We start from the raw sequence: 13,376 nt of genomic DNA, 5'->3' as shown, positions 1-13,376 counted from the left end.
CCATGACCGGACCCGAGGCACTGAGCGACCTGAAGGTCCTGGACATCGCCACCCTCTTCGCGGGGCCAACCTCTGCGACGCTGTTGGCCGACTTCGGCGCCGACGTGATCAAGATCGAGCACCCGACCCGGCCCGACCCGGCCCGTACGCACGGGCAGTCGAAGAACGGCGTCGGGCTGTGGTGGAAGATCCTCGGCCGCAACAAGCGCGCGATCACGCTCAACCTCTCCTCGCCCGAGGGCCAGGAGGTCTTCCTCGAGCTGGTGAAGACGGCCGACGTCGTCATCGAGAACTTCCGGCCCGGCACCCTCGAGCGCTGGGGCATCGGTCCCGAGCGGCTGCTCGAGATCAACCCGCGCCTGATCGTCACCCGGGTCACCGGATTCGGCCAGTACGGCCCGCGGGCCAAGGAGCCGGCGTTCGGCACCATCGCGGAGGCGATGAGCGGCTTCGCCCACTCCACCGGCCAGCCCGACGGGCCGCCGACCCTGCCGCCGCTGGCGCTGGCCGACAACATCAGCGGCCTGGCCGCCTCGATCGCCACGCTGACCGCGGTGCACCACCGCGAGCGCACCGGCAAGGGCCAGATCATCGACCTGGCGATCATCGAGCCGATCATGCACATGCTCGGCGCCCAGGTGACCATCTACGACCAGCTCGGCATCATCACCCAGCGCAAGGGCAACCGCTCCGAGAACAACGCCCCGCGCAACACCTACAAGACCGCCGACGGCGACTGGGTCGCCATCTCGTCCAGCGCCGACTCGATCGCCGACCGGGTGATGCGGATGGTCGGTCGCGCCGACATCGCCGAGCAGCCGTGGTTCGGCTCCGGCTTCGAGCGCGCCCGGCACGCCGATGAGATCGACGACGCGGTCGGCTCGTGGATCGCCGAGCGCCCGACCGACGAGGTGATGGCCGAGTTCAGCAAGGCCGAGGCGGCGATCGGCCTGGTGTACGACGCCTCGCGCGTGATCGAGGACGAGCAGTACAACGCCATCGGCGCGATCGCCACCGTCGAGGACGAGGACCTCGGCCCGGTCCGGATGCCCAACCTGCTCTTCCGGATGTCGGAGACGCCCGGCGCGATCCGGCACACGGGCCGCGGCCACGGTGCGGACACCGACGCGGTGCTGAGCGAGCTCGGGCTCGGTGCGGAGCGGATCGCCGAGCTGCGCGCCGCGGGCGCGATCTGAGCCGCCCGATGCCGACCACCTGGCTCTACGTCCCGGCCCCCAAGGTCGAGACGCTCCTCCCCAAGGCCGTCCGCGGCGCGGACGCCGTGATCATCGACCTCGAGGACGCCACCCATCCCTCGCAGCGCGAGGTCGCGCGCGAGCTGGTCGCGGGACTCGCGAAGGCCGGGTCGCAGCCGGTGCCGATCGCCGTGCGGGTCAACCACGTCTCGTCCTCCGACTTCGTGCTCGACGTCGCCGCGGTCGGGCCGCTGCTGCGGGCCGGGATCATCCAGGAGATCCACCTGCCGAAGGTCGAGTCGGGCGCCGATGTCGCGGAGGCGCGTCTGCTCACCACGGCGTACGCCGGCGACCGTCCGCACCTGGGCTGCCTGATCGAGTCCGCCCGCGGTGTCCGGTACGCCCACGAGATCGCCGAGGCACCGGGCGTCTGCGGGATCTCCTTGGGCGAGGCCGATCTGCGCGCCGACCTCGGCCTGCCGCGCGCGGTCGACGGCAGTGCCGACGACGCCGGGCTGTTACTCGCCCGGCTCACCACGGTCCAGGCCTCGCGTGCCGCCGGCCTGCCCGCGCCGCGCGGCTCGGCCTTCGCGAACGTGAAGGACCTGGACGGTCTGCGGGCGTCATGCACCGAGCTGCGCCGGCTCGGCTTCGTCGGCCGCTCGGTGATCCACCCCGGCCAGATCCCGGTCGTGCGCGAGGTCTTCGCGCCGACGTCGGGCGAGCTCGCCTGGGCGCGCTCCATCGCCGACCGGGCGGCTGGCATGGAGGTCGAGGGCACCGCCTCGGTCGCCCTGCCCGACGGCTCGTTCATCGACCCGGCGATCATGCGCCAGGCCAGCGACCTGATCGCGCGGGCGTCGGCATGAGCGCCACCGAGAATCCCGGCACGAACACCGGGACCCTTGCCGACGGCACCGCCGTCTCGGTGATCGACCTGGCCCAGCCGCTGCACCCGAACATCCCGGTCTCCCCCAGCCACCCCGGCTACAAGCACGCCCTGCTGCGGCGCCACGGCGATGCCGTCCGGGTCGACGGGACCTCCGGCGCCAACGACATGCTCGTGCTGGGCACACACACCGCTACCCACATGGACGCGCTCGCGCACATCAGCCACGAGGGGATGCTGCACGGCGGCGTCAGCGCGGCCGAGGCGCAGGTCGGCGGCCGCTACCTCCAGCACGGCATCCACACCGTGCCGCCCGTGGTGGCGCCCGGCCTGCTGCTGGACGTGCCGGCCGCGCTCGGTGTCGAGCGTCTCGACGCCGGCTACGCCGTCACGCCGGAGGACCTCGCGCGGGCGCTCGGGGACCGGGTGGTGCCGCAGGGCGCGGCGCTGCTCGTCCGTACCGGTTGGGGACGGCTCTGGGACGCTCCACACGACTTCCTGTCGCACGACGCCGGCGTGCCCGGCCCGGACGAGGCCGCCGCCGCATGGCTTGCAGCGCACCGACCGGTCGTCGTCGGCTCCGACACCACCGCCTTCGAGCACATCCCCGCCAGCGAGGGACACGCCCGCCTGCCCGGCCACCGGATCCTGCTCGTCGAGTCCGGCATCCCGATCTTGGAGATGCTCGCGCTGGAGGGACTCGCCCCGGTGGCGCCGGACGTCTTCACCTTCATCGCGGCACCACTGCGACTGGTCGGCGCGACGGGCTCACCGCTGCGCCCGCTCGCCCTGATCTGATCCTGTGACGAACCCCTTGGAGGAGCACCCGTGGCCGCTGGCGCCGACACCCCGATGATAGGCACCGCGGTCGCGCGGCTCGCCGAGTTCGCGACCTCCGTCGCCGCGGCCCCGCCCCCGGCGGTGCTGCACGACTCGACCCTGCGTCTGCTCGACGTCGTCGGGATCTCGGTCGCCGCCCTCGGTACCGGCCCGGCGGAGGTCGCACGATCGCTCGTCACGCGGTGGGGCGGGGCGCCTCTCGCCGGCGCGATCGGCCTCGCGGAGCGGCTGCCCGCGCCGTCGGCCGCGCTGGTCAACGGGACGCTGGCGCACGCGCTCGACTTCGACGACACCCACGTACCGTCGATCCTGCATCCCTCCGCCTCGATCGTGCCCGCGGCGCTGGCCGCAGCCGAGGAAGCGGGGGCCTCGGGGACGACCCTGCTGACGGCGATCGCGGTCGGCAATGAGATCGCGATCCGGCTCGGCAACGCCGGCTTCGATCCGGCGATCAACAACTCGGTCTTCTTCGAGCGCGGTCTGCACGCCACCTCGATCTGCGGCGCGATCGGCGCGGCCGCAGCCGCCGCGGTGGCGTACGGCCTCTCCACCGAGCGGACGGCGCACGCGATGGCGATCGCCTGCTCGATGGGCGCGGGCCTACTCGAGGCCAATCGGGCCGGCGGCTCGGTCAAGCGGATGCACTGCGGCTGGGCCGCGCACTCGGGCATCGTCGCCGCGCAGTCCGCGGCCGCCGGGCTGACCGGCCCGCCGACCGTGCTCGAGGGCAGGTTCGGGTTCTTCCAGGCCTACTGCGGCGACACCTACGACGAGGCCGCGCTGCTGGGCGAGCTCGGCGAGCGATGGGAGATCGACGCGTGCTTCGTGAAGCCCTACCCCACCAACGTCTTCACCCACACCGGCATCGACGCCGCCCTCGCGCTGCGGGCGAAGGGGCTGCGTGCTGAGGACGTGGCGTCGGTGACCATCGGCGCCGCCGCCGCGACGCTGCGGACGATCGCCAACCCGCGCGAGGCGAAGATCCGCCCGGAGTCGGGCTATCACGCGCAGTTCAGCGGGCCGTTCACGTTCGCGTTGGCGCTGCGCGGCGGCTCGGGGCTCGGGGTCTACCTCGACGACTTCACCGATGCCGCGGTGGCCGACCCGATCAACCTCGAGCTGGCCGCGAAGGTGACCCACGAGTCGGACCCGCGCTGCGAGGCGATCTTCCCGATGCACTTCCCCTCGATCGTCACCGTCGTGACGACTGATGGACACACCCTGGTCGAGGAGGTGCTCGCCAACCGCGGCACCGCCGCCCGGCCGCTGACGGCCGACGAGGTGCGGATCAAGTACGACCTCAACGCGCGCCCGCTGGGTGCCGACGCGGACGTGCTGGCCGACCGGATCCTCTCGGTCGCGCAGCGCGGGCACGTACGGGGTCTGCTCAGCCTCTGAGGCGGCTTCGCCAACATGTCACCGTGACTCTCTCGGGGTGTCACGGTGACAGTGACGACCTGGCGGGGCAGCGATCAGATCGGCGCGTTGACCGCGTCGTACGCGTAGAGCCAGTCGTAGCGCTCGGCGATCGGCGCCTCGGAGTACTCCCGAGCCATGTACGCGTCCGCGCCCTCGGCGGTCGCGAGCTCCTGGGAGTGGAAGCGGCCGGTGTTGGCGGTGGCGCCGCGGACCATGGTGGTGGTCCGCTCGAGGCGGGCCGCCTCGTACCGCTTGAGCGCCTCGGCCGGGTCGGCGAACGCCGTCAGGCAGCGGGCCAGCACGACGCCGTCCTCGATCGAGTGGACCGCGCCCTGGGCCAGGAACGGCAGGGTCGCGTGGGCCGCGTCGCCGAGCAGCGAGATCCGGCCCGACGTCCACCGCTCGATCGGCTCCCAGCGCACCAGTGCCCACTTGGACAGCGACGGGGAGAGCCGGATGAGGGTCTGGACGTCCTCGTGCCAGCCGGCGAAGTCGGCGGTGCACTCCTCGTGCGTGCCGGGCTCGCTGCCGCCCTCGGCGGTCCAGGTCTTGCCCTCGATGGTGGCGACGAAGTTCATGATCTTCCCGCCGTGCAGCGGGTACGACACGGCGTGACCGCCCGGGCCGATCCAGGTCGAGCCGACCCACTGCTGCATGTGCTCGGGCAGGTCGTCCCAGTTCACCAGGCCGCGCCACGCGACCATGCCGGAGAACTCGGGCGAGTGCGAGCCCCACAGAGCCGTACGGACCGCGGAGCGCCAGCCGTCGGCGCCGATGACGACGTCACCGGTCACCGTCGAGCCGTCGGCGAGCAGCACGGAGGCCGAGGTCGCGTCCTGCTCGATGCCGACCACGCGCGCCGACAGCGAGATCGCATCCGGGGCGAGCGCGCGTACGCCGTTCTCGAGAGCGGCCAGCAGGTCGGGGCGGTAGACGGTGAGGTACGGGTAGCCGTACTTCTCCACCGCGACCGGCCCGAGGTCGAAGAGCGGCCACGCCTTGCCCGAGTTCCACAGCCGGAACTCCTTGCGCTCCACCGTGACCGAGCTGCGCTGGAGCTCCTCGAAGACCCCGAGGTGGTCGAGCGCGCGCGAGCCGTTGGGGCTGATCTGGATACCGCCCCCGACCTCGGTGAGCGCTTTGGCCTGCTCCAGCACCTGCACCTGGTGGCCGGCGCGCAGCAGGGCGAGCGCCGCACTCATCCCGCCGATGCCGCCACCTGCGATGACAATCTTCATGACACTTCTCCTCAGAGCTTCTCGGTGCGCAGCAGTCCGAGCGCGCCGTACACGGGCTCGTCACTGGCACGGACCAGGTAGGCGTCCTCGCGGACGGTGAAGGAGTACGGGCGCCAGGCCGGGACGGCGATGATGTCGCCGCGCTCCCAGCGCAGCACCTCGCCGTCGACCAGGGCCTCGCCACTGCCCTCGATGACGGTGTAGAGCGAGTTGGCGGTGGTCCGCATCGTCGGCGACGCGAAGCCGGCCGAGGACTGCTGGACGTGCAGCGCGATCGTCGGCATCGCCGGGCCGCCATCGGTGGTCAGCTCGATCTCCTGCTCCGCCATCCCGTGCTCGGGCGCCTCGGTCTGGGCCTCGAGACGGGCCAGAGAGTCGGTCCAGCGGTACGCGATCGGCGACGCGTCGAGGTCACGTGGGTCCGGCTGGAGCCCGTCGTGCCCGACCACGTCCTCGTACTTCTCGAAGAACATCGGCTCGAGCAGGTGGATCAGCGGGACGTCGAGGATGTCGACCCAGTAGCAGTCGTCGGCGTCCGCGGCGGCGGAGTGCTCGTGCCAGGTCCACGACGGTGTCAGCAGCACGTCGCCGGGACGCATCTCGACCCGGTCGCCCTCGACCACGGTGCACGTGCCGCTGCCCTCGAGGATGATCCGGAGCGCGGCCGGGGTGTGGTGGTGGGCGAGCGCGTTCTCGCCGGGCTTGATCATCTGGTACGCCGCTACCATGGTGCGCACCGTCGGATACACGTTGCCCTCGGCGGGGTTGGTCAGCGTGACGTTTCGGCGGTCGGCCTGGGTGTGATCGACGAGCCGGCCGGCCACATCGAGGACGCCCTTGATCTCGGCGTAGTGCCACACGTGGGGCAGCAGCGTCTTGCGCGGCTCGGGCCACAGAGCCGGACCGGCAGGACGGTGCCACCCGCCCTCCATGGAGAGCTCTTCGAAGACGCCGTAGAGCTGATCGAGGCTGGTGACCTGCGACAGGTCGGGAAGGTTCGGGGACGTGGCGCTCACTTCGCACCCTCCTCGATCGCGACCTGCTGGTCGGCAGGGACGAGCTCCTGCTTGGCGATGTCCGTCGTGTACGGGGTCGCGAAGACCTCCGTCTGGCCGGAGGCGCCCTGCACGACGGAGACCGACATCTCGCCGACGCGCTCGATCGTGATCCGGATGGTGTCGCCGTCGACGACCGGGCCGACACCTGCGGGGGTGCCCGTCGCGATGATGTCGCCGGGCTCGAGGGTCATCACGGCAGCGGCCATCTGGACCATGCCGGGGATGTCGAGCACGAGGTTGCCGGTGTTGGTGTGCTGGCGCAGCTCCTCGGTGCCGTCGGCGTGCCGGACCCAGAGCGCCATGTCGAGCTGGGTCGGGTCGCCGACCTCGTCGGCGGTGGTGATCCAGGGGCCGACCGGGCAGAACGTGTCGAACGCCTTGCGGAAGACGCGCTCCTCCCGGCCGCGGACGACCATGTCGAGGAGGCAGGCGTAGCCGAACACGTACTCCTCCCACTCCTCACGCGTGATGTTGTGGCAGCGCTTGCCGATCACGATGGCCAGCTCGGACTCGTGGTGGACCTCGCGGCCGGGGACGACCGGCAGCTCGACCGGCTCACCGGCGCCGGAGAGCGACGAGGACGGCTTGAGGAAGAACCCCTGGATGTCAGCGCGGTAGCCGGCCTGCATCTCGCGGCCGTGGTCGTGGTAGTTGACCGGGTACGCGATCACCTTGCTCGCCCACGGGACCGGCGTGCGCAGCGTGACCTCGCCCAGGCGGTGGCGGGGGGCGCTGTGCAGGGCGTCCTCGATGGCGTCCCGGTGGGACGCGAAGTCGCGGATCAGCCGGTTCGGGCCGACGACCGGCCACTCGTCGGTGTCGATGCCGACGACATCAGTGACGTCGACGACCTCGTCGCCGATGACGACGCCGATGCGGCCCTCGTCGAAACGGGCGATCTTCATGGGGCTCCTCCGGACAGACGGTTTCCGATGCTGACGACGCTAGGAAGCGCAGGAGTACGCCGGAAGCGATCTTCCGATGGGTGCGACGAGCAGACCGGCGGCGGCCGGAGGCGGGTGAACATCGGATCGTCGGCCCGAGCTGCGGGCCCCATGACTTGCTGCGAGGAGTCCCATGAGCACCGTGCGCGACGCCGTCTTCGAGGAGCTGCGGAACCTCGGCGTGACGCGGATGTTCGCCAACCCGGGTTCGACCGAGGTGGCCTTCCTGACCGACCTCACGCCGGAGATGGAGTTCGTGCTCGCGCTCCACGAGGGCGCCGTCATCGGGATGGCGACCGGCGAGGCGATCGCCACCGGCCGGCCCGCGCTCGCGCTGCTCCACACCACCGCCGGGTACGGCAACGCCGTCGGCGCGATCGCCACCGCCCGCGCCAATCGCGCGCCGATGGTGATCCTGGTCGGCCAGCAGGATCGTCGCCACCTCGCCTCCGAGCCGTTCCTCGCCGGCAGGCTGCACGGCCTGGCCGGGGACTACCCCGTCTCGGTACGCGAGCCCGCCCGCGCCCAGGACCTGCCGGCCGTCATCGCCCGCGCCTTCCACGACGCCCTCATCCACCGCGGCCCCGCCGTGGTGATCGTGCCGATGGGCGACTGGGACGAGACCGCCGACGAGACCATCGAGCTGGCCGCCCCGGCCGAGCTGCTGATCAGCGGCGGCGCCGACGCGGCCGTGGTCGCCCGCCTCACCGCCCTCCTCGACGGGGCCGAGAGGCCCGCCCTGGTCCTCGGCTCGAGCACCGACCAGCCGGAGACCTGGGCCGCGGTCGCGGCGCTCGCTGCCCGCCTCGGCTGCGACGTCTGGGCGGAGGCGCACGCAGCCCGCGCCAGCATCGACCAGACCTCGCGCCCGTGGGCCGGCCATCTTCCCGCGGAGCGCGGCGCGCTGCGCAAGGCACTCTCGCCGTACGACACCGTCCTCGTGATCGGCGCCCCCGCCTTCCGCCAGTACCTCTGGTCGCCCGGACGCTTCGCCGAGCCCGGGACCACGGTCGCCGTCCTCACCGACGACCCCGACGAGGCGGCCTATTCCGCCGCCGCCCTGGCCGTCGTCGGCCCGGTCCGGGCGACCGTCACCGCGCTCGCCGAGACCACCGCCGCCCGTACGGACAGCGCAACCGGCGCGATCACCCGTCCCGCAGCTCCCGCGCCGCTCGCCGACGACCAGCAGCTCACGCCCGCACATGTCTTCAGCGAGCTGTACGCCCGCCTGCCGGAGGTCTCCACGCTGATCGAGGAGAGCCCGTCGACCCGCCGGCTGCTGATGGACACCGTCCCGGCCCGCCGGCCGCTCGGCTTCCTCACCCCAGCGCAGGGCGGGCTCGGCTTCGCGCTGGCCGCCGCGACCGGGCTCAAGATGGGTGCCCCCGAGCGACCGGTCGTCGCAGTCGTCGGCGACGGCGCCTCGCTCTACAACATCCAGACCGTGTGGAGCGCCGCGCACTACGGCGTCGGCGCGCTCTACGTGATCATGTCCAACGGCGGCTACGCGGTGATGGACCGGCTGGCCGTCAACGCCGGCGGCGAGGCGCCCTGGCCGGGCTTCGGCGAGATCAGCGTCTCCACGATCGCGGCCGGCTTCGGCTGCCCGAGCCGCCGCGTCACGACGTACGACGAGCTCGTCGCGGTCCTCGATGAGGTCGTGCCCACCCTGGCCGATCGGCGCGAGCCGCTCCTCCTCGACGTGGCGGTGGCGTCCTGACATGACGCCGACCGTCCCGACCGCCCATCGCCCCGACCCCGCCGTCGACGCCGCCCCTGCCGTCGACGGCGCCGGCGAGGCGTTGGTCGCGCTCGCCCTCGGGCACACCCTTCCGAGGGCGGGCGCTGCGGTGGTCGACACCCTCGTCGACACGATCGCGGTGACGATCGCGGGCCAGCGCACCGAGACCGTGCGAACGCTGCGCCGCTGGCAGGAAGCCTCACTCGGCGACACCCCGGTCTGGGGCACCGGCGAGCGGCTCGCGCCGAGCAGGGCCGCGCTGCGCAACGGCACCGCCGCGCACGCGCTCGACTACGACGACGCCGGGCTGACCATGCCGATCCACCCCAGCGCGGTGCTGTGGCCGACCGTGCTGGCGCTGGCCACGCCGCAGACGCCGACCGCGCGGCTGCTCGCAGCGGTCGAGGCCGGACACGTGCTCATCCGCGCTCTCGCCGACGTGCTGCCGATCTCCGCCCACTACGACCGCGGCTGGCACGCGACCTCGACGCTCGGGGTGCTGGCCGCGACCGCCGCCGGTGCGGGCGTCGCCGGACTCAGCGCCGGCCAGGCCCGCACCGCGCTCGGCATCGCCGCCTCGACGGCGGCCGGGAGCCTGGCCAACTTCGGCACCATGACCAAGCCGTTCCATGCCGGGCGCGCCGCCAGCGACGCCGTCCAGGCGGTCGGGCTGGCGCAGGCCGGCTTCACCGCCAACCCCGGCGAGCTCGACGACCCCCGCGGCTTCCTCGCCCGCCACGGCGCCCCCACCGGTGTCGTCGGGGTCGACCTGGGCGAGCGGATCGCGCACTGGCTCGACGCGTGGGGCGAGGACTGCGCGGTCAAGCAGTTCGCCGCCTGCTTCGGCACCCACCGGGCCCTGGCCGCGACCGCCCGGCTGCGTCCCGAGGTCGCCGACCTGACCGCGATCCGCAGCATCCGGGTCGAGGCGCACCCCGCGACCCTGCGCCCCCTGCGCGCCGCGCTGCCCGTCACCGGCGACGAGGCGACGTTCTCGATGGCCTTCAACGTGGCGCAGGTCCTGCGCACCGGCGGTGTCGGTCCGGGCGACTTCACCATGGAGGCGATCGCCGCCAACGCCGGCCTGATGGCGCTCGTCGAGACCGTCGCCGCCGACTCCCCGAGCATCGGACCCGATCTGGGCGGTCGCCGCTTCGCCCGGGTCGAGCTGGTCCTGGCGGACGGTCGTACGCTCGCGCGGACCGTCACGCTCGACGAGCCCGCGGACCGCCCCGACGCTGCCGCCATCGACGACAAGCTAGTCCGCTGCCTGACCGCGGTCGGCGTCAGCGAGACCGACGCCGCAGGGCTCCCGGCCCGGATCCGCGCCGCCGCCGCCGCACCGGCCGCGACCGCACTGGACGCCGTACTGTCGTTGCACCTGACCGAGGAGGACGCATGAGCCGTCGCGAGGACCACGGACTGCCGCGGGTCGAGATCACCGACGAGAGCCTGCGCGAGGGGATGCAGATCGAGGACGCCTCGATCGACCCACAGGACAAGGTCCGCCTCCTCGACGCCCTCTCCGCGGCCGGCGTGCCGCGGCTGATCGTCGGCTCCTTCGTCTCCCCGACGTGGGTGCCGCAGATGGCCCAGGTGGAGGAGGTCATCGCCGGCTTCACCCCACGCGAGGGCACCACGTACACGGCGCTCGCGCTCAATGCGCGCGGCGCCGAGCGCCGTGCCGAGCTGACCGAGCCGTACGGCCCACTGACCGCCCTGCCGGACGTGCCACGGTCGACGATCCACCTGTGCGACGTCTTCGTGCGGCGCAACACGAACAAGAGCCAGGCCGACGAGATCGCCGCTCTGCCGCGCATCATCGCGGCCGCGGTCGAGCGCGATGTGCACGAGGCGACGGTCGCGATCAACGCCGCGTGGGGCTCCAACTGGCTCGGCCCGTTCACCCTCGAGCAGCGGATGGCCTACGCCGCCCACCAGTACGACGCCTGGACCGCCGCCGGCATCCGGGTCTCGACGTTCTGGCTCGGCGATCCGATGTCGTGGAACACCCCGCGCGCGTTGGAGGAGACCATCGCCGCGTTCCGTGACCGCTGGCCTGAGGTCGAGCGCTACCACCTGCACCTGCACGACGCCCGCGGCACCGCGCTGCTCTCCTTCTACCAGGCGCTGCGCGCGCTCTCGGCCGAGCACGTGCTCGGGGTCGACACCGCGATCGGCGGCATGGGGGGCTGCCCCTACTGCGGCAACGGCCGCGCCACCCGGATGATCCCCACCGAGGACCTGGTCGACCTGCTCCACGAGGAGGGCGTCGCCACCGGGATCGACCTCGACAAGCTGATCGAGGCGGCCTGGCTCGCCGAGGAGGTCGTCGGCCACGAGCTGTACGGCAAGGTCGCCAAGGCCGGTCCGCGACCCCGCGGCGCCGAGCTCTACCCCATGGACATGCCTTTCGTGGAGTCGATCGAGCAGGCCCAGCACTTCCGGCTCGGCTCGTCGGTCTACGCCGGTGCACCGTCGCCGTACAAGGAGCCGATCCGCTCCCCCGCCCGCGACGCGGTGGAGGCCGGCCTCCCCGTGCCCCTCGCCGTGCCCGCTGCCGTCACTGAGGAGAAGTGATGTCGTTCCTCGACCCCGCCGACTGGGAGCGCTCGCTCTTCACCGGCCACTGGGTGCCCGCGTCGTCCAGCGCGACGTCGCGCGAGCCCGCCACCGGCGAGAAGATCGGCGAGTACGGCGTCGCGTCGCCCGCCGATGTCGCCTCCTCGGTCGAAGCCGCCCGGGTCCCGCAGCGCGCGTGGGCCGCGGCGACCTATGACGTACGCGCGGCGGTGCTGCGCCGTGCCGCGGCCGCCTTCGTGGCCCACGCCGAGGAGATCGCGGAGGTGTTCGGTCGCGAGGCCGGGGCCGCCCGCGGGGTGGCCGCGCCGCAGGCGCACATCGCCGCCGAGGAGTGCTTCGAGGCCGCCGCGCTGGCAGCGATGCCGGCCGGCGACCTGCTCCGGTCACGCGCCCAACGGCTCTCCTTCGCCCGGCACGTGCCGGTCGGGGTGGTCGGCGTGATCGCGCCGTTCAACTCCCCCATCCTCCTCGCGATCCGCGCCATCGCCCCGGCGCTGGCACTCGGCAACGCGGTCGTGATCAAGCCCGATCCGCGCACCGCGGTCTGCGGCGGCGCGGTCTTCGCGGAGGTCTTCCGCGAGGCTGGCCTGCCGGAGGGGCTGCTGCACGTGCTGCCCGGCGATGCCGAGGTCGGTGCGGCGCTCGTGGCGCACCCGCACGTCCCGGTGATCGCCTTCACCGGCTCCACCGGCGGCGGCAAGGCGATCGCCCGCGCCGCGGCCGAGCGCCTCAAGCGCACCCACCTCGAGCTCGGTGGCAACTCCGCGCTGATCGTGCTCCCGGACGCCGACATCTCCGCAGCCGCGCGCGCGGGGGCGTGGGCGTCGTTCCGCCACGCCGGACAGATCTGCATGGCCGCCGGCCGGCACCTGGTGCACGAGTCGGTCTATGACGACTACGTGAGCGCGCTGGCCGAGGAGGCGGCGGCGCTGCGGGTCGGCGACCCGGTCCGCACCGACGCCGAGATCGGCCCGATCATCGACGAGCGGCAGCGCGACCACATCCATGGGCTGGTCACCGCCTCGGTCGATGCCGGCGCGGAGCTGCTCAGCGGCGGCACGTACGAGGGGCTGTTCTATCGGCCCACCGTGCTCGGCCGACCGCCGCTCGACGCCCCTGCGTACGCCGGCGAGGTCTTCGGGCCGGTCGCCTCCGTGGTGCCGTTCGCGACCCTCGAGGAGGCTGCCGACCTGGCGGCCGACTCGGAGTACGGACTGGCGCTGTCGATCTTCACCCGCGACGTGCTCGCTGGGCTCGACCTGGCCGAGCGGATCCCCGCCGGTCTGGTCCACATCAACGACCAGACCATCAACGACGAGCCGGTCGCACCGTTCGGCGGTGTCGGAGACTCCGGCAACGGCGCACGGCACGGCGGCCACCAGTCCAACCTGGAGGCGTTCACCGAGGTGCAGTGGGTCACCATGCGCCAGGCGCCGCCCGCGTACAGCTGGTAACCCCCGAAAGGACC

General features: G+C 72.8%; 11 protein-coding genes. 8 read left to right on the top strand and 3 right to left on the bottom strand.

The window, feature by feature from the left end:
- The first annotated feature begins 2 nt into the window (after nucleotides 1–2).
- From KSO98_RS10235 to KSO98_RS10220, 4 genes are read left to right on the top strand one after another with little or no spacing between them, the layout of a single operon-like run.
- Nucleotides 3–1,196, top strand: a complete 1,194-nt coding sequence (locus KSO98_RS10235; RefSeq protein ID WP_225285400.1) for a CaiB/BaiF CoA transferase family protein — start codon at nucleotides 3–5, stop codon at nucleotides 1,194–1,196.
- An 8-nt stretch (nucleotides 1,197–1,204) separates the two neighbouring features.
- Nucleotides 1,205–2,065 (top strand): HpcH/HpaI aldolase/citrate lyase family protein, encoded by an 861-nt coding sequence (locus tag KSO98_RS10230; protein ID WP_225285399.1) that lies wholly within the window; start codon nucleotides 1,205–1,207, stop codon nucleotides 2,063–2,065.
- Nucleotides 2,062–2,883: a cyclase family protein gene (locus KSO98_RS10225; protein ID WP_225285398.1), complete on the top strand. Its 822-nt coding sequence runs from the start codon at nucleotides 2,062–2,064 to the stop codon at nucleotides 2,881–2,883. Before KSO98_RS10230 ends, KSO98_RS10225 begins: the two co-directional genes overlap by 4 nt.
- Before the next feature lie 30 nt (nucleotides 2,884–2,913).
- The gene (locus KSO98_RS10220) at nucleotides 2,914–4,323 is read left to right on the top strand and encodes an MmgE/PrpD family protein (protein WP_225285397.1); all 1,410 of its coding nucleotides are present in this window, start codon (nucleotides 2,914–2,916) and stop codon (nucleotides 4,321–4,323) included.
- 74 nt (nucleotides 4,324–4,397) lie between these two features.
- Here KSO98_RS10220 and KSO98_RS10215 read toward each other — a convergent pair whose 3' ends face one another.
- Genes KSO98_RS10215 through KSO98_RS10205 form a run of 3 tightly spaced genes read right to left on the bottom strand, consistent with a single transcriptional unit; the run spans nucleotide 4,398 to nucleotide 7,545 of the window.
- Nucleotides 4,398–5,582 carry an FAD-dependent monooxygenase gene (locus KSO98_RS10215; RefSeq protein ID WP_225285396.1) on the bottom strand — a complete coding sequence of 395 codons (1,185 nt, stop codon included), beginning with the start codon at nucleotides 5,580–5,582 and terminating at the stop codon, nucleotides 4,398–4,400.
- Nucleotides 5,583–5,593: 11 nt separating this feature from the next.
- Nucleotides 5,594–6,598, bottom strand: coding sequence for a cupin domain-containing protein (locus KSO98_RS10210; protein WP_225285394.1), 1,005 nt, complete (start codon nucleotides 6,596–6,598; stop codon nucleotides 5,594–5,596).
- Complete coding sequence (locus tag KSO98_RS10205) at nucleotides 6,595–7,545, bottom strand: fumarylacetoacetate hydrolase family protein (protein ID WP_225285392.1); 951 nt, start codon at nucleotides 7,543–7,545, stop codon at nucleotides 6,595–6,597. The genes KSO98_RS10210 and KSO98_RS10205 overlap by 4 nt, the downstream gene beginning before the upstream one ends.
- Nucleotides 7,546–7,717: 172 nt before the next feature.
- Between KSO98_RS10205 and KSO98_RS10200 the strand changes: the two genes are divergently transcribed.
- The 4 genes from KSO98_RS10200 to KSO98_RS10185 are packed head-to-tail and all read left to right on the top strand — an operon-like array spanning nucleotide 7,718 to nucleotide 13,362.
- Complete coding sequence (locus KSO98_RS10200; protein ID WP_225285390.1) at nucleotides 7,718–9,304, top strand: thiamine pyrophosphate-dependent enzyme; 1,587 nt, start codon at nucleotides 7,718–7,720, stop codon at nucleotides 9,302–9,304.
- Nucleotide 9,305: 1 nt separating this feature from the next.
- The gene (locus KSO98_RS10195; protein ID WP_225285388.1) at nucleotides 9,306–10,727 is read left to right on the top strand and encodes an MmgE/PrpD family protein; all 1,422 of its coding nucleotides are present in this window, start codon (nucleotides 9,306–9,308) and stop codon (nucleotides 10,725–10,727) included.
- Nucleotides 10,724–11,905 (top strand): hydroxymethylglutaryl-CoA lyase-like TIM-barrel protein, encoded by a 1,182-nt coding sequence (locus KSO98_RS10190; protein ID WP_225285387.1) that lies wholly within the window; start codon nucleotides 10,724–10,726, stop codon nucleotides 11,903–11,905. The genes KSO98_RS10195 and KSO98_RS10190 overlap by 4 nt, the downstream gene beginning before the upstream one ends.
- Complete coding sequence (locus tag KSO98_RS10185; protein ID WP_225285385.1) at nucleotides 11,905–13,362, top strand: aldehyde dehydrogenase family protein; 1,458 nt, start codon at nucleotides 11,905–11,907, stop codon at nucleotides 13,360–13,362. Before KSO98_RS10190 ends, KSO98_RS10185 begins: the two co-directional genes overlap by 1 nt.
- Nucleotides 13,363–13,376 lie beyond the last annotated feature (14 nt).

The organism is Nocardioides nematodiphilus (assembly GCF_020216525.1).
GTDB lineage: Bacteria > Actinomycetota > Actinomycetes > Propionibacteriales > Nocardioidaceae > Nocardioides > Nocardioides nematodiphilus.
This window is presented reverse-complemented; position numbering and strand designations above follow the sequence as displayed.